The 15,232-nt window shown below is 68.5% G+C and carries 16 protein-coding genes; 2 read left to right on the top strand and 14 right to left on the bottom strand.

Translation table 11 applies throughout. The features are described from left to right. Positions 1-172: 172 nt before the first annotated feature. The gene (locus tag ACQEWB_RS33595; protein ID WP_432837674.1) at positions 173-1,999 is read left to right on the top strand and encodes a glycosyl hydrolase family 18 protein; all 1,827 of its coding nucleotides are present in this window, start codon (positions 173-175) and stop codon (positions 1,997-1,999) included. 175 nt (positions 2,000-2,174) lie between these two features. After that, positions 2,175-2,381 carry a hypothetical protein gene (locus ACQEWB_RS33590; RefSeq protein ID WP_432837672.1) on the top strand — a complete coding sequence of 69 codons (207 nt, stop codon included), beginning with the start codon at positions 2,175-2,177 and terminating at the stop codon, positions 2,379-2,381. On the opposite strand, the gene ACQEWB_RS33585 is transcribed toward ACQEWB_RS33590, so the two are convergent. The 14 genes from ACQEWB_RS33585 to ACQEWB_RS33520 all read right to left on the bottom strand — a co-directional run bounded on the left by ACQEWB_RS33585 (position 2,360) and on the right by ACQEWB_RS33520 (position 15,196). Further along, positions 2,360-2,806: a DUF2550 domain-containing protein gene (locus tag ACQEWB_RS33585; RefSeq protein ID WP_432837670.1), complete on the bottom strand. Its 447-nt coding sequence runs from the start codon at positions 2,804-2,806 to the stop codon at positions 2,360-2,362. The genes ACQEWB_RS33590 and ACQEWB_RS33585 overlap by 22 nt on opposite strands. 142 nt (positions 2,807-2,948) lie before the next feature. Further along, positions 2,949-3,323 carry a F0F1 ATP synthase subunit epsilon gene (locus ACQEWB_RS33580; RefSeq protein ID WP_432837668.1) on the bottom strand — a complete coding sequence of 125 codons (375 nt, stop codon included), beginning with the start codon at positions 3,321-3,323 and terminating at the stop codon, positions 2,949-2,951. A gap of 134 nt (positions 3,324-3,457) precedes the next feature. Next, positions 3,458-4,894 (bottom strand): F0F1 ATP synthase subunit beta, encoded by a 1,437-nt coding sequence (atpD, locus tag ACQEWB_RS33575; protein ID WP_432837666.1) that lies wholly within the window; start codon positions 4,892-4,894, stop codon positions 3,458-3,460. After that, on the bottom strand, positions 4,894-5,811 hold the full coding sequence (locus ACQEWB_RS33570; protein ID WP_432837664.1) for a F0F1 ATP synthase subunit gamma: 918 nt from the start codon (positions 5,809-5,811) through the stop codon (positions 4,894-4,896). The genes atpD and ACQEWB_RS33570 overlap by 1 nt, the downstream gene beginning before the upstream one ends. A gap of 21 nt (positions 5,812-5,832) precedes the next feature. Next, on the bottom strand, positions 5,833-7,422 hold the full coding sequence (gene atpA, locus ACQEWB_RS33565) for a F0F1 ATP synthase subunit alpha (RefSeq protein ID WP_432837662.1): 1,590 nt from the start codon (positions 7,420-7,422) through the stop codon (positions 5,833-5,835). Positions 7,423-7,555: 133 nt separating this feature from the next. After that, positions 7,556-8,371, bottom strand: a complete 816-nt coding sequence (locus tag ACQEWB_RS33560; protein WP_432837659.1) for a F0F1 ATP synthase subunit delta — start codon at positions 8,369-8,371, stop codon at positions 7,556-7,558. Beyond that, positions 8,368-8,916: a F0F1 ATP synthase subunit B gene (locus tag ACQEWB_RS33555; protein WP_432837657.1), complete on the bottom strand. Its 549-nt coding sequence runs from the start codon at positions 8,914-8,916 to the stop codon at positions 8,368-8,370. The genes ACQEWB_RS33560 and ACQEWB_RS33555 overlap by 4 nt, the downstream gene beginning before the upstream one ends. A gap of 38 nt (positions 8,917-8,954) precedes the next feature. Beyond that, positions 8,955-9,194, bottom strand: coding sequence for an ATP synthase F0 subunit C (gene atpE / locus ACQEWB_RS33550; RefSeq protein WP_046591560.1), 240 nt, complete (start codon positions 9,192-9,194; stop codon positions 8,955-8,957). A 71-nt stretch (positions 9,195-9,265) separates the two neighbouring features. Continuing rightward, positions 9,266-10,036 carry a F0F1 ATP synthase subunit A gene (gene atpB / locus ACQEWB_RS33545; RefSeq protein ID WP_432844155.1) on the bottom strand — a complete coding sequence of 257 codons (771 nt, stop codon included), beginning with the start codon at positions 10,034-10,036 and terminating at the stop codon, positions 9,266-9,268. 273 nt (positions 10,037-10,309) lie between these two features. After that, positions 10,310-10,747 carry a hypothetical protein gene (locus ACQEWB_RS33540; RefSeq protein WP_432837654.1) on the bottom strand — a complete coding sequence of 146 codons (438 nt, stop codon included), beginning with the start codon at positions 10,745-10,747 and terminating at the stop codon, positions 10,310-10,312. 303 nt (positions 10,748-11,050) lie between these two features. Further along, positions 11,051-12,409 (bottom strand): MraY family glycosyltransferase, encoded by a 1,359-nt coding sequence (locus ACQEWB_RS33535; protein WP_432837652.1) that lies wholly within the window; start codon positions 12,407-12,409, stop codon positions 11,051-11,053. A gap of 151 nt (positions 12,410-12,560) precedes the next feature. Next, the gene (glyA, locus tag ACQEWB_RS33530; protein WP_432837650.1) at positions 12,561-13,802 is read right to left on the bottom strand and encodes a serine hydroxymethyltransferase; all 1,242 of its coding nucleotides are present in this window, start codon (positions 13,800-13,802) and stop codon (positions 12,561-12,563) included. Between the two features lie 69 nt (positions 13,803-13,871). Further along, positions 13,872-14,552 (bottom strand): protein-tyrosine-phosphatase, encoded by a 681-nt coding sequence (locus ACQEWB_RS33525; RefSeq protein ID WP_432837648.1) that lies wholly within the window; start codon positions 14,550-14,552, stop codon positions 13,872-13,874. Next, the gene (locus ACQEWB_RS33520; protein WP_432837646.1) at positions 14,549-15,196 is read right to left on the bottom strand and encodes an L-threonylcarbamoyladenylate synthase; all 648 of its coding nucleotides are present in this window, start codon (positions 15,194-15,196) and stop codon (positions 14,549-14,551) included. The genes ACQEWB_RS33525 and ACQEWB_RS33520 overlap by 4 nt, the downstream gene beginning before the upstream one ends. Between the last annotated feature and the right edge of the window lie 36 nt (positions 15,197-15,232).

The following is a 15,232-nucleotide window of genomic DNA, read 5'->3' as shown; positions in this document are numbered from 1 at the left end:
TCCTCGGGCCAAGCCGCCGTACCCGCAGAGGAGTTGGGGAGCCGGCGTGCCACCCATCACTCTCTTCGATTGGTGGTCCAGACCTATTGACCGGTGGTCCAGACCTTTCTATTCTCGCGGCACCGTGGGCGTGAAGGCTCAGTCATGCCCCCAACCCCCAAGGAGGCGCGGCATGCGCTTCAGACACAGAGCCGCGGCAGGTTTCGCCACGCTGCTGCTCCCGCTGGCCGGTCTGGTCGGCCTCGCGAGCCCCGCCCAGGCCGCGACCACCGCGACCGCCACCTACGCCAAGACCCAGGACTGGGGCACCGGCTTCGAGGGCAAGTGGACGGTGAAGAACACCGGCACCACGGCCATCAGTTCCTGGACGGTCGAGTGGGACTTCCCCTCCGGCACGTCCGTCACCTCGGCCTGGGACGCGGACGTCACGTCCTCCGGCACCCACTGGACCGCCAAGAACAAGTCCTACAACGGCTCCATCGCCCCCGGCGCCTCCGTCTCCTTCGGCTTCAACGGCGCGGGCTCCGGCTCGCCGAGCAACTGCAAGCTGAACGGCGACAGTTGTGACGGCACGACGGTCCCGGGCGACGCGGCCCCCTCCGCGCCGGGCACCCCGACCGCCTCCTCCGTCACCGACACGTCGGTGAAGCTGAGCTGGTCGGCGGCCACCGACGACAACGGCGTCAAGAACTACGACGTCCTGCGCGACGGCAAGGTCGTCTCGACGGTCACCACCACCTCGTACACCGACACCGGTCTCACCGCCGGCACGGACTACTCGTACACCGTGCAGGCCCGCGACACCGCCGACCAGACAGGCCCGGTCAGCGGTTCTGTGGCCGTGCACACCACCGGCGGCACCACGGACCCGCCCCCGACCTCCGGCTCCGCGGTCAAGCTCGGCTACTTCACCGAGTGGGGCATCTACGGCCGTAACTACAACGTCAAGAACCTGGTGACGTCCGGTTCCGCGGCGAAGATCACGCACATCAACTACGCCTTCGGCAACGTGACCAACGGCCAGTGCGCGATCGGCGACTCCTACGCCGACTACGACAAGGCCTTCACCGCCGACCAGTCGGTGAGCGGCGTGGCCGACACCTGGGACCAGCCGCTGCGCGGCAACTTCAACCAGCTGCGCGAGCTGAAGGCCAAGTACCCGAACATCAAGGTGATCTGGTCCTTCGGCGGCTGGACCTGGTCCGGCGGCTTCGCCCAGGCCGCGGCCAACCCGACCGCGTTCGCGGACTCCTGCTACAACCTGGTCAAGGACTCCCGCTGGGCCGATGTCTTCGACGGCATCGACATCGACTGGGAGTACCCGAACGCCTGCGGTCTGTCCTGCGACACCAGCGGGGCCGCGGCCTTCAAGAACGTGATGTCCGCGCTGCGTTCGAAGTTCGGCTCCTCCGCGCTGGTCACCGCGGCCGTCACGGCCGACGGCTCCTCCGGCGGCAAGATCGAGGCCGCCGACTACGCGGGCGCCGCGCAGTACGTCAACTGGTACAACGTGATGACGTACGACTTCTTCGGCGCCTGGGACGCGCAGGGCCCGACCGCCCCGCACTCCCCGCTCACCTCGTACTCCGGCATCCCGAAGGCGGGCTTCACCACCGCCGACGCGATGGCCAAGTACAAGGCGATCGGCGTCCCCGCGAGCAAGCTGCTGATCGGCATCGGCTTCTACGGCCGGGGCTGGACGGGCGTGACACAGGACGCGCCGGGCGGCACGGCGACGGGCGCGGCCGCGGGAACGTACGAGCAGGGCATCGAGGACTACAAGGTCCTCAAGACGTCCTGCCCGGCCACCGGCACCATCGCCGGCACGGCGTACGCGCACTGCGGCAGCAACTGGTGGTCGTACGACACCCCGTCGACCATCGCCGGGAAGATGAGCTGGGCCAAGTCCCAGGGCCTCGGCGGCGCGTTCTTCTGGGAGTTCAGCGGTGACACCAGCAACGGAGAGCTGGTGAGTGCGATCAGCAGCGGGCTGAGCTGACGCATACGCATATATCCGAATCTGGGGCGCGCGGCGCATGTCGCGCGCCCCAGGCGTGCGCGGCATGGAGCCGTTCGGCCCCCGCGGCAGGAAGGTCGGCGGGTGCGGCGGGCCGCCGACCGGGCACATCCTGAATCTCAGAGAGCAAGCGGAATGAGTCATTCAGGGGGGAAGAATGAAGCGCAGGTCCCAGAAGTCCCGAAGGACGGAGCGGTCGGCCGGTGCCAGGGCGGTGTCCTACGGAAGCTTCGCGGGGGCGGTGGGCGCGGCCCTGCTGGCCGTGTCGCCGGTGAACATAACGGTGACGCTCAGCCCCGGGCCGCCCACGGTGGTCGCCGCCGACGTCCCGAACCCGGTCTGTCAGGCGACGTTGACCCGCTGACCGGGGGGAGCCGCTTCCAGCCAGGCCAGGAAACCCGTCAACGCGTCCTCGCTCATGGCCAGTTCGAGACGGGTGCCCCGGTGCAGGCAGGTGAGGATGACGGCGTCGGAGAGGAGGGCCAGCTCCTCCTCTCCCTCGGGGAGGCGGCGGCCGGCGACCTCGATGGCGGCCCGTTCCAGGGTGCGGCGGGGACGGTAGGCGTAGGAGAAGACGCGGTACCACTCGATGCGGTCGCCGTTGTAGCGGGCGACCCCGTAACTCCAGCCTTTTCCGCTGGTGTCGGGTTTCTCGGGGACGTCCCAGCGGAGCGAACAGTCGAAGGTGCCGCCGGAGCGCTGGATGAGTCTGCGGCGCAGCCCGAAGACGAACAGCCCCAGCACCACCAGGGCGACAACGACTCCGCACACAGTCAGAGCGAGGACCATCGACACCGACCTCCTCGTCTCCTAGGTACCGAAAATAGGTAACGGAACGGAAAAAACATCCATATCTGCCTCAGCCGCGGTCGGCTCCGGATCGCTCCGGTGCCGACCGCGGCTGAGTGACGTCATACAGCCTCGCGCGGGTTCAGCTCGTCGCCGCCGCACGCAGTCGTACGTCCGCGCGGCGCTCGGCGGCGGCGTCGCCCTCCGCCTTCGCGCGCTCCAGCTCCCGCTCCGCGCGCTGGACGTCGATCTCGTCCGACAGCTCGGCGATCTCGGCCAGCAGCGACAGCTTGTCGTCCGCGAACGAGATGAAACCGCCGTGCACCGCGGCGACGACCGTTCCGCCATCACTCGTACGGATGGTCACCGGGCCCGACTCCAGCACACCGAGCAGCGGCTGGTGACCGGGCATGACGCCGATGTCGCCGGACGTGGTGCGCGCGACGACCAGGGTGGCCTCGCCGGACCAGACCTCTCGGTCGGCCGCGACCAGCGCGACGTGCAGCTCAGCAGCCAAGGTGGCTCCTCGGGTCACCACCCGGCTGTCCGGCCGGGTGTTGGTTACAAGTCTAGTGGGCGTGAGAGAGGGGGCGGGACGTACCCCGCCCCCTCAGACGTGAACCGCAGGGTTCACTGCGAACTCGGGTGAGTTCAGGAGACGCCCAGCTCCTTGGCGTTGGCCTTCAGGTCCTCGATGCCACCGCACAGGAAGAACGCCTGCTCCGGGAAGTGGTCGTACTCGCCGTCGATGATCGCGTTGAACGCGGTGATCGACTCGTCCAGCGGGACGTCCGACCCGTCGACGCCGGTGAACTGCTTGGCGACGTGGGTGTTCTGGGACAGGAAGCGCTCCACACGACGGGCACGGTGGACGACGAGCTTGTCCTCCTCGCCGAGCTCGTCGATACCGAGGATCGCGATGATGTCCTGGAGGTCCTTGTACTTCTGAAGGACCGTCTTGACGCGCATCGCGGTCTCGTAGTGGTCCGCCGCGATGTAGCGCGGGTCCAGGATGCGGGACGTGGAGTCCAGCGGGTCCACGGCCGGGTAGATGCCCTTCTCGGAGATCGGACGGGAGAGCACCGTCGTCGCGTCGAGGTGGGCGAAGGTGGTGGCCGGGGCCGGGTCGGTCAGGTCGTCCGCGGGGACGTAGATCGCCTGCATCGAGGTGATCGAGTGACCACGGGTCGAGGTGATGCGCTCCTGGAGGAGACCCATCTCGTCGGCCAGGTTCGGCTGGTAGCCCACCGCGGAGGGCATGCGGCCGAGCAGGGTCGAGACCTCGGAACCGGCCTGCGTGAAGCGGAAGATGTTGTCGATGAAGAACAGCACGTCCTGCTTCTGGACGTCACGGAAGTACTCGGCCATGGTGAGGCCGGCCAGCGCGACGCGCAGACGGGTGCCCGGGGGCTCGTCCATCTGACCGAAGACCAGGGCGGTCTTGTCGATGACGCCCGAGTCGGCCATCTCCTCGATGAGGTCGTTGCCCTCACGGGTGCGCTCGCCGACACCGGCGAACACGGAGACACCGTCGTGGTTGTTGGCGACGCGGTAGATCATCTCCTGGATGAGCACCGTCTTGCCGACGCCGGCACCGCCGAACAGGCCGATCTTTCCACCCTTGACGTACGGGGTGAGAAGGTCGATGACCTTGACGCCGGTCTCGAACATCTCGGTCTTCGACTCGAGCTCGTCGAAGTTCGGGGCCTTGCGGTGGATGGACCAGCGCTCGCCCTCGTACTTCTCGTCGACGTTCAGCACCTCGCCGAGGGTGTTGAACACCTTGCCCTTGGTGAAGTCGCCGACCGGGACGGTGATGCCCGTGCCGGTGTCGGTGACCGGGGCCTGGCGGACCAGACCGTCGGTGGGCTGCATGGAGATGGTGCGGACCAGGCCGTCACCCAGGTGCTGGGCGACCTCCAGGGTCAGCGTCTTCTTCTGGCCCTCGTTCGCCGGGTCGGCGACCTCGACGTGCAGGGCGTTGTAGATGTCCGGCATCGCGTCGACGGGGAACTCCACGTCGACGACCGGGCCGATGACCCGGGCGACGCGGCCCGTGGCAACGGCCGTCTCAACTGTCGTCGTCATTACCTGTCACTCCCCGCGGTCGCGTCGGCCAGGGCTGCGGAGCCACCGACGATCTCGCTGATTTCCTGGGTGATTTCGGCCTGGCGGGCCGCGTTGGCAAGTCGGGAGAGCGTGGTGATGAGCTCTCCCGCGTTGTCGGTGGCCGACTTCATCGCGCGGCGCGTGGCGGCGTGCTTGGAGGCAGCCGACTGGAGCAGCGCGTTGTAGATACGGCTCTCGACGTAGCGCGGCAGCAGGGCGTCGAGGACGTCCTCGGCCGACGGCTCGAAGTCGTACAGCGGAAGGATCTCGCCCTTGGGGGCGGCCTCCTTCGCCACGTCTTCGAGGCTGAGCGGGAGCAGACGGTCATCGAGCGCCGTCTGCGTCATCATCGACACGAACTCGGTGAAGACGATGTGGAGTTCGTCCACGCCGCCCTCGGCCGTCTCCGTCTCGATGGCCTCGATCAGCGGACCCGCGACCTTCTTGGCGTCCGCGTACGTGGGCTCGTCGGTGAAGCCCGACCACGACTCCACGACCTTGCGCTCGCGGAAGTTGTAGTGGGCCAGACCGCGGCGGCCGACGATGTACGTGTCGACCTCCTTGCCCTCGGCCTCAAGGCGCGCCGTCAGCTGCTCGGCGACCTTGATGGCGTTGGAGTTGAAGGCGCCGGCCAGTCCGCGGTCGCTCGTGAGGAGCAGCACAGCGGACCGGGTGACCGTCTCGGCCTGGGTGGTCAGCGGGTGCTTCGTGTTCGAACCGGTACCGACCGCCGTGACCGCGCGGGTGAGCTCGGTCGCGTACGGCGTGGAGGCCGCCACCTTGCGCTGCGCCTTGACGACGCGCGAGGCGGCGATCATCTCCATCGCCTTGGTGATCTTCTTGGTCGCGGTGACGGATCGGATGCGACGCTTGTAGACCCGGAGCTGGGCTCCCATGAGTCAGGTCCCTTCCTTACGTCACTTGGCCGCGGCCGGGGCGTCCTCGCCGAGAAGCTTGCCGTCCGAGGTCTCGAACTGCTTCTTGAACTCGGCGATCGCGTCGGCAACAGCGGTGAGGGTGTCGTCCGACATCTTGCCGCCCTCCTTGATGGAGGTCATGAGGCCCTGCTCCTTGCGGTGCAGGTACTCCAGGAGCTCCTTCTCGAAGCGGCGGATGTCGGCGACCGGGACGTCGTCCATCTTGCCGGTGGTGCCGGCCCACACGGAGACGACCTGGTTCTCGGTCGGCATCGGCTGGTACTGAGCCTGCTTGAGCAGCTCGACCAGACGCTGACCGCGCTCCAGCTGCGACTTCGACGCGGCGTCCAGGTCGGAACCGAAGGCGGCGAAGGCCTCCAGCTCGCGGTACTGGGCGAGGTCGAGGCGCAGTCGGCCGGAGACCTGCTTCATCGCCTTGTGCTGCGCGGAACCACCGACTCGGGAGACGGAGATACCGACGTTCAGCGCGGGGCGCTGACCGGCGTTGAACAGGTCCGACTCCAGGAAGCACTGGCCGTCGGTGATGGAGATGACGTTGGTCGGGATGAACGCCGAGACGTCGTTGGCCTTGGTCTCGACGATCGGCAGACCCGTCATCGAGCCGGCGCCCATGTCGTCGGAGAGCTTCGCGCAGCGCTCCAGCAGACGGGAGTGCAGGTAGAAGACGTCACCCGGGTAGGCCTCACGCCCCGGCGGACGGCGCAGCAGCAGCGACACGGCGCGGTAGGCGTCGGCCTGCTTCGACAGGTCGTCGAAGATGATGAGGACGTGCTTGCCCTCGTACATCCACTGCTGACCGATGGCCGAACCGGTGTACGGCGCAAGGTACTTGAAGCCGGCCGGGTCGGACGCGGGGGCGGCGACGATGGTCGTGTACTCCAGCGCGCCGGCCTCGTCGAGGGCGCCACGCACGGAGGCGATGGTCGAGCCCTTCTGGCCGATGGCGACGTAGACGCAGCGGACCTGCTTCTTCGGGTCGCCCGAACGCCAGTTGTCGCGCTGGTTGATGATCGTGTCGACGGCCAGGGCGGTCTTGCCGGTCTGGCGGTCACCGATGATCAGCTGACGCTGGCCACGGCCGATCGGGGTCATCGCGTCGACGGCCTTGTAGCCGGTCTCCATCGGCTCGTGCACCGACTTACGAGCCATGACGCCCGGAGCCTGCAGCTCAAGGGCGCGGCGGCCGGTGGTCTCGATCTCGCCGAGGCCGTCGATCGGGTTGCCGAGCGGGTCGACGACACGGCCGAGGTAGCCCTCGCCGACCGCGACGGAGAGGACCTCACCGGTGCGCTGCACCGGCTGACCCTCCTCGATGCCGCTGAACTCACCGAGGACGATGGCGCCGATCTCGCGCTCTTCCAGGTTCAGCGCCAGGCCGAGGGTGCCGTCCTCGAACTTCAGCAGTTCGTTGGCCATGGCCGAGGGCAGACCCTCGACCTTCGCGATGCCGTCGCCGGCAAGGGTGACCGTACCGACCTCCTCGCGCGAGGCCGCGTCCGGCTTGTACGACTGGACGAAGTTCTCCAGCGCGTCCCGGATCTCCTCCGGCCGGATCGTGAGCTCCGCCATCTGGGTTCCCTGCTCTCCTTGTTGGGCCCGAAGTTTCACTTTGGGGGTCTGGGGGCGACCCCCAGGATTCTTCATGTACGGCCCAACCAGGGCCGTCGATAAGTACGTACTGCTACTGCTATGAAGTTGCTGCTCAGCCCGCCAGGCGGCGGCCGGCGTCCTCGATGCGGTCCGCGATCGAGCCGTTGATGACCTCGTCGCCGACCTGCACCCGGATCCCGCCGAGGACCTCGGGGTCCACGTCGATGTTGAGGTGCATCGTGTGGCCGTAGAGCTTCGCGAGAGCGGCGCCCAGGCGCTGCTTCTGCGCGTCGCTCAGCGGCACCGCCGAGGTGACGACCGCGACCAGCCGGTTCCGGCGCTCCGCGGCGAGCTTGGACAGGGACTCCAGTCCCGACTCCAGGCTACGTCCCCGCGGCGCGGTCACAAGGCGCGTGACCAGACGCTCGGTCGTCGCGTTCGCCCGCCCGCCGAGCAGCCGGTGCAGCAGCTCGACCTTGGCCGCGGTGGTGGCGGCGCGGTCGGTCAGCGCGGCGCGCAGCCCGGTGTTCGAGGTGACGATCCGGCCGAAGCGGAACAGCTCGTCCTCGACGTCGTCGAGCGAGCCGGCCTGCTGTGCGGCGGTGAGGTCGGCGGTGTTCGCCAGCTCCTCCAGGGCGTCCACCAGGTCGCGCGACTGCGACCAGCGGGTGCGCACCATGCCGGACACCAGGTCGACGGCCGGGCCGCCGACCTGCGAGCCGAGCAGGCGCCGGGCCAGCTCGGCCTTGGCCTCGCCGGCCTGCGCCGGGTCGGTCAGGACCCGACGCAGCGACACCTCGCGGTGGAGCAGCGCGGTGACGGCGGCCAGCTCGTCGGCGAGCGTGCCCGCGTCGGCGGACGTGGAGTCCGTCAGCGCGTCCAGACGCTCGCGGGCGGCGGCCAGTGCCTCGCGGCTAGCTCCGTTCATCGGGTGGCCTCGGCCTTCTCCTCGAGCTCGTCGAGGAAGCGGTCGATGACACGGCTCTGGCGGGCGTGGTCCTCGAGGGACTCGCCGACGAGCTTGCCGGCCAGCTCGGTCGCGAGGTGACCGACGTCCTGCCGCAGCGCGGACGCGGCGGCCTTGCGGTCGGCCTCGATCTGCGCGTGACCGGCGGTGACGATCTCCTCGCGCTGCCGCTGGCCCTCGGCGCGCATCTCGGCGATGAGCGCGGCACCCTGCTCCTGCGCCTCCTGGCGCAGACGCGCGGCTTCGTGCCGGGCCTCGGCGAGCTGGGCCTTGTACTGCTCGAGAACGCTCTGGGCCTCGACCTGAGCGGCCTCGGCCTTCTCGATGCCACCCTCGATCGCCTCGCGGCGCTCCTCCAGAACCTTGTTGATGCTCGGGAGCAGCTTCTTCCAGAAGAAGAAGAACACGATGGCGAAGGCGATGGTGCCGACGAGCAGTTCGGGGCCCGGCGGGACGAGGGGATTCTGCTTCTCCTCGGCCGCCAGCTGAACCAGGTTGGCGATCACATCAGTGCCTTTCGTCGATACGTGTCGGTAAGTGGGTCTTACTGACCGAACACGAACGGCATAACGATGCCGATGAGGGCGAGCGCCTCACAGAAGGCGAAGCCCAGGATCTGGTTGGCGCGGATCAGACCGGCCGCCTCGGGCTGACGGGCCAGGGCCTGGGTGCCGTTACCGAAGATGATGCCGATACCGATGCCGGGGCCGATGGCCGCGAGGCCGTAGCCGATGGAGCCGAGGGAACCGGAGACGCCGGCAGCGAGGTCGATGGCAGCGGACATGCCGTTTCTTCCTTCTCTTTTACGGACCGGTGGGGGTTGGCCACCGGACGAGTTGGGGGTTCGGGGGTCGGTCAGTGGTGCTCGGCGAGAGCGCCCTGAACGTAGGAGCAGGCCAGGAGGACGAAGACGTACGCCTGGACGGCCTGCACGAAGAGCTCGAAGAGGACCATGATCACGGTCATGACGAACGAGACGCCCGCCGCCGGGATCATGTAGCTGTTCAGCAGGTACCAGCTGGCGACGGTGAACATCGCGAGCAGCAGGTGGCCGGCGAACATGTTGGCGAAGAGCCGGACCGCGTGGGTGAAGGGCCGGACGAGGACGTTCGAGAAGAACTCGATGACCACGACGAGCGGGAGCACCGCACCGAGCGACTTGTCGTAGCCGGTCAGGTTCTTGAACCCGCCCACGAAGCCGTGCTTCTTGAAGGTCAGCGACAGCCACGTGACGTACACGATCGCGGCGAGCACGGCCGGGAAGGCGATGATCGACGAGACCGGGAACTGGGCCAGCGGGATCACGGACCAGATGTTCATGATCCAGATGAAGAAGAACAGCGAGACCATGAGCGGGACGTACTTCTCGCCCTCGCGCTTGCCCAGCGTCTCGTAGACGATGCCGCGGCGGACGAAGTCGTAGCCGGCCTCGCCGACCATCTGCAGCTTGCCCGGCACGACCTTGGCCTTGCCGAACGCCATCGTGAAGAACGTGATGACGAGCAGGGTGGTGATGAGGGCGAGCAGCATCACCTTGTTGAACTCGAACCCGCCGACCGTGACGATCGGCTTGAACAGGAACGAGTGCAGGCCCGGAGCCGGGAAGCCACAGCCGTTGTCGGACAGAATGCGGCAATCCCACTCAAAGGCGAGCTGGGTCGGGTCAGCACTCACCGCGGGCTCCTTCGGCGTGACGCATGGGTTCGGCAACCTCGTTGTGTCGGCGCGGCGCGCGGCCGCGGTTCGGCACCGGACTGGTGTTACGGATGTGGGGGCGGCTGGGGGGCATCGAGCCTCGCGATTGAGCAGGCGTCAGCTCGGATGCCCGCGCCCGCGATGCCGCAGTTGGCACCGGACGATAGCAGGAGATCCCGCAAGCCCTTATCCCGGGCCTACCTCTCACGACGAGTGCCCCGTCTTCTCGGGCTTCTCGCTCTTCTCGGAGTCCGGATCGATGTAGAAGATCTTGGACTTCATGTGCGCACGAGCCTGAGTGGCCATCCACACGACGGTCGCGACGACGAGCGAGAGCGCGAACGCCTTGGCGTTGAAGAGAGAGGTGTCCTTGAAGAGGGCCACGAAGATCATGAGCAGCAGGAGTTGGGCGACGTAGAGCATCAGGCCCATCGCCTGGAAAAGCTGCGGGAGCGTTTTTGCCGTCCACTGGAGGACGTAGAGACCGAGGCCCATGAAGAGCATCGACAGCACCACGCCCAGGGCCGCCCCGATCGCACCCTTGCCGCCCGCGACCGCACCACTGACCGCGACGGCGATCACGCCGGCAGCCGCTGTGGGTACAGCGATCGGCAGAAGGTTCCGGGCGTCATTGGACGGCATGGCGGCAACTCCGCTTTCACAGGGGGCGGGGGGGTGTCGTCATGGACGAGCGTAGTCCCGGGCTGAGAGGGGAACTCACGGCCAATGGGCCGTCGTACTACGGTCCTTCGGCTCTATCCCGGGTTCTCGTGAACCGTATCACAAACTATTTGATGCGGTCTTTACCAAGTACGTGTGCTTGCTGTCACACATGAGAGTGACAGTGCGCGTCTGTGCAAAAACAGGGCCAACTTGTCTGGTATTGGGGTGCTTCGCTCCCCCACGACTTGGCAATGCTCTAGTCAGATTCTTACCTTGCCGACGTCAGCGCGACGTTCCGGCCTTTCGCCTGTCCAGGAAGCGCGAACGGGCGCCGATCGCGGTCGCTCCGTTGACTCCCGCCACACCGGCCACCACCGGAGTGCGGTGCTCCGGCTCGTCGGCGGCATCGACAGCGGCCTCAACAGCCGTGTCCGGTACGGCGATGGCGGCGGCCTCGGCGAGCGCGGCGGCCCGGCGCCGGCGGTAGCGCGGCGGCACGAAGGCCTCGGCCCAGCGCGGGGCGCGCGGCGTGAACCGCGGCAGCAGAAGCAGGCCCAGGCCGATCGCGCTGAGGATCACGATGCCGAGGACGATCCACATCGAGGCCGAGTTGACCGAGAAGGCGAGCGCGCCGAAGGCGATCAGCGCCGACCAGAAGTACATGATCAGCACGGCCCTGCTGTGCGAGTGGCCGATCTCCAGGAGCCGGTGGTGCAGATGGCCCCGGTCGGCCGCGAACGGCGACTGGCCGCGCCAGGTGCGGCGCACGATGGCGAGGACCAGGTCGGCGGCGGGCACCGCGATGATGGTCAGCGGCAGCAGCAGCGGGATGTAGACCGGAACCATCTGGTGCACGGTGTTGCGCTCGGACCCGGCGTACAGGTTCATCGCGTCCGGGTCGACCTGGCCCGTGATCGAGATGGCGCCGGCGGCCAGCACCAGCCCGATCAGCATCGAGCCCGAGTCGCCCATGAAGATCCGCGCCGGGTGCATGTTGTGCGGCACGAAGCCGATGCACATGCCCATCAGGATCGCCGCGAACAGCGTGGCCGGGGCGGCGGCCTCGATGCCGTACGAGTACCAGATCCGGTAGGAGTACATGAAGAAGGCCGCGGCGGCGATGCACACCATGCCGGAGGCGAGGCCGTCGAGGCCGTCGACGAAGTTCACCGCGTTGATGGTGATGACGACCAGCGCCACCGTCAGCAGGGTGCCCTGCCACTGGGTCAGCGCGACCGTGCCGACGCTCGGGATGGGCAGCCACAGGATCGTCAGACCCTGCATGACCATCACGCCCGCGGCGATCATCTGGCCGCCCAGCTTGATCAGGGCGTCGATCTCGAACTTGTCGTCCAGGACGCCGATCAGCCAGATCAGCGCCGCCCCGGAGAGCAGCGCCCGCGGTTCGTTGGACTTGTCGAAGACCTCGCTGAGGTTGGTCAGATGGTCCGCGACCAGCAGTCCGGCGCACAGGCCGAAGAACATCGCGATCCCGCCGAGACGCGGAGTGGGTTCCCGGTGCACGTCACGGTCCCTGATCTCCGGCATGGCTCCGGCCACGATCGCGAACTTCCGTACCGGCCCTGTCAGCAGATACGTCACCGCGGCCGTGATGCAGAGCGTCAGCAGGTATTCACGCACAGGCTTCCCCACAGGTCTCGCTGGCCATCTCAGCCCCACACCCTAGCGACGTACGCATAACAGTGGGGACTGCCGGGTAGCGACGATGGTTGCACGCCTGTCTGTGTACCCAGGTTCCACACAGGATGTCCGCAGGTGCGCCTACCCCCGCTCAGCCGAGATACGGCGGAAATCTACCGGCCAGCTCACGTGCCTCGTCACGTGCCTTCTGGCTCTCGGTCTCCCCGCGCAGCACGCCGGCGAACAGGGCGGCGACGTACGCCATCTCCTCCTCGCCCATGCCCTGCGTGGTCACGGCGGCCGTGCCGAGCCTCAGGCCGCGGGCGTCGCCGTGCGGCAGGGCGCAGCAGTCCAGGACCAGTCCGGCCGCCGCGAGCCGGCCGCGGGCGGTGCGGCCGTCGACGCCGAGGGGCGCCGGGTCGGCGGTGATCAGGTGGGTGTCCGTGCCGCCGGTCGTGACGACCAGCCCCTCCGCGGCGAGCCCGGCCGCGAGAACCCTCGCATTGGCGACCACCTGATGGGCGTACGCGGTGAACGCCGCTGTTGCCGCCTCTCCGAACGCGACCGCCTTCGCGGCGATCGTGTGCATCTGCGCGCCGCCCTGTGTGAAGGGGAACACCGCCCGGTCGACCCGCTCGGCCAGCTCCGCGCCGCACAGGAGCATCCCGCCGCGCGGCCCGCGCAGCACCTTGTGCGTGGTCGCGCAGACGATGTCGGCGTACGGCACCGGGTTGGGTGCCGCTCCCCCGGCGACGAGCCCGATGGGGTGGGCCGCGTCGGCGATCAGGTAGGCGCCCACCTCGTCGGCGACCTCGCGGAAGAGGGCGTAGTCGATGTGCCGGGGGTAGGCGATGGAGCCGCACACGATCGCCTTGGGCCGGTGGGTGCGGGCGAGTGTACGGACCTGGTCGTAGTCGATGAGCCCGGTCTCGGCGTCGACGCCGTACCCGACGAAGTCGAACCAGCGGCCGGAGAAGTTCGCGGGCGAGCCGTGCGTGAGGTGACCGCCGTAGGGCAGGCCCAGGGCGAGGACGGTGTCGCCGGGGCGCAGCAATGCCGCATAAGCGGCCAGGACGGCGCTCGACCCGGAATGGGACTGCACATTGGCGTGCTCGGCGCCGAACAGCGCTTTCGCGCGGTCCACCGCCAGCCGCTCGGCGACGTCGACCATCTCGCAGCCGCCGTGGTGGCGGGCGCCCGGATAGCCCTCGGCGTACTTGTTGGCCAGCGGCGACCCGAGGGCGGCCAGCACGGCAGGCGAGGAGAAGTTCTCGGCGGCGATGAGCTGAAGCGTCGTCGACTGCCGGTCGAGCTCCCCGAGCAGGATCTCGGCCAGCTCGGGGTCCTGCCGCCGCAGGACGTCGGCGGTCTCTGGCGCATGGGTGACCGACATGGTGGGCTCCGGGGCGTCGACGGTGACGTACGACCAATGTAGGCCCGGTACCGATGGGGTGCTCGGTTGTCACGTCCTCGCGGGGACGCCCGTGAGCGCTGTGACGACCGGATCCAGTGCCTGGTGTATCTCGTCGCCGATCGAGCGGAAGAAGGTCAGCGGGGCGCCGTACGGGTCGTAGACCTCGTCGGCCTCCAGGGTGGGGGCCAGGAGCCAGCCGCGTAGCGCCGCCGCGGCGCGGACCAGGGCGCGGGCGCGGGCCACCACGCCGTCCTCCAGCGGGGGCAGGGTCGCCGGGTCGATCGCGCGGACCAGGCGGGTGAACTCCTTCAGGGTGAAGGTGCGCAGGCCCGCCGAGTGGCCCATCGAGATGACCTGCTGGCGGTGGTCGCGGGTCGCGGTCAGGACCAGGTCGGCCATGATCACGTGCTCGTCGAGGAGCTCACGGCCGGTGAAGCCGGAGGCGTCCGCGCCGAAGTCGGCCAGCACGGTCTCCGCGTTGGCCTCCATGGGCGCGCCCTCGTGACCCCAGGTGCCCGCGCTCTCCACCAGCACCGAGCCGCCCAGGACACCGAGCCGCTGGGTGACGTAATGCCGGGTCAGCCGCTCCGTTATGGGCGAGCGGCACACGTTGCCGGTGCTGACGTGGAGGATGCGGAAGCAGTCGCGCGGAAGCCCCACGAACGTCGTCGTGATCTCCGCCGCGCTTTCCCCGTTGCCTATGCCACGCCCCGCGTCAGGGGCTGTCAATTGGCCACCTCGAGGTCTGGTACGACCTTCCGCAGCTCGTCGGGCGAGAGGGCACCCTCGCGGAGCAGCACGGGCACGGGACCCGTGACGTCGACGATGGAGGACGGCACGTTGCCCGGGGTCGGGCCGCCGTCGAGGTAGACGGAGACGGAGTCGCCGAGCATCTCCTGGGCGGCGTCACAGTCCTCCGGCGACGGGTGCCCGGTGAGGTTGGCGGAGGAGACGGCCATCGGGCCGACCTCGGTCAGCAGCTCGATGGCGACAGGGTGCAGCGGCATCCGCACGGCCACCGTGCCCCGGGTGTCGCCCAGGTCCCACTGGAGGGACGGCTGGTGCTTGGCGACCAGCGTGAGGGCGCCCGGCCAGAAGGCGTCGACCAGCTCCCAGGCCAGCTCGGAGAAGTCGGTGACGAGACCGTGGAGGGTGTTCGGGGAGCCGATCAGCACAGGGGTGGGCATGTTGCGGCCCCGGCCCTTGGCGTCCAGCAGGTCCGCGACGGCCTCCGAGGAGAACGCGTCCGCGCCGATGCCGTACACCGTGTCGGTCGGGAGGACCACCAGCTCGCCACGGCGGACGGCGGACGCGGCTTCGCGCAGACCCGTCGTACGGTCCGTCGCGTCGTTGGTGTCGTATCGCCGTGCCATATCTAGCGGGCCTCCTCGTACACGTACTTCCGGGAA

It is taken from the genome of Streptomyces sp. CA-249302, from assembly GCF_050936785.1.
GTDB lineage: Bacteria > Actinomycetota > Actinomycetes > Streptomycetales > Streptomycetaceae > Streptomyces.
This window is presented reverse-complemented; position numbering and strand designations above follow the sequence as displayed.

Bases quoted from the DNA above. Each gene is read 5' to 3' on its own strand.
- ACQEWB_RS33520 (WP_432837646.1), bottom strand. From the start codon at position 15,196: ATGGCACGGCGATACGACACCAACGACGCGACGGACCGTACGACGGGT.
- ACQEWB_RS33585 (WP_432837670.1), bottom strand. From the start codon at position 2,806: ATGGTCCTCGCTCTGACTGTGTGCGGAGTCGTTGTCGCCCTGGTGGTG.
- ACQEWB_RS33590 (WP_432837672.1), top strand. From the start codon at position 2,175: ATGAAGCGCAGGTCCCAGAAGTCCCGAAGGACGGAGCGGTCGGCCGGT.
- atpD (WP_432837666.1), bottom strand. From the start codon at position 4,894: ATGACGACGACAGTTGAGACGGCCGTTGCCACGGGCCGCGTCGCCCGG.
- ACQEWB_RS33540 (WP_432837654.1), bottom strand. From the start codon at position 10,747: ATGCCGTCCAATGACGCCCGGAACCTTCTGCCGATCGCTGTACCCACA.
- ACQEWB_RS33560 (WP_432837659.1), bottom strand. From the start codon at position 8,371: ATGAACGGAGCTAGCCGCGAGGCACTGGCCGCCGCCCGCGAGCGTCTG.
- ACQEWB_RS33595 (WP_432837674.1), top strand. From the start codon at position 173: ATGCGCTTCAGACACAGAGCCGCGGCAGGTTTCGCCACGCTGCTGCTC.
- atpE (WP_046591560.1), bottom strand. From the start codon at position 9,194: ATGTCCGCTGCCATCGACCTCGCTGCCGGCGTCTCCGGTTCCCTCGGC.
- atpA (WP_432837662.1), bottom strand. From the start codon at position 7,422: ATGGCGGAGCTCACGATCCGGCCGGAGGAGATCCGGGACGCGCTGGAG.
- ACQEWB_RS33570 (WP_432837664.1), bottom strand. From the start codon at position 5,811: ATGGGAGCCCAGCTCCGGGTCTACAAGCGTCGCATCCGATCCGTCACC.
- glyA (WP_432837650.1), bottom strand. From the start codon at position 13,802: ATGTCGGTCACCCATGCGCCAGAGACCGCCGACGTCCTGCGGCGGCAG.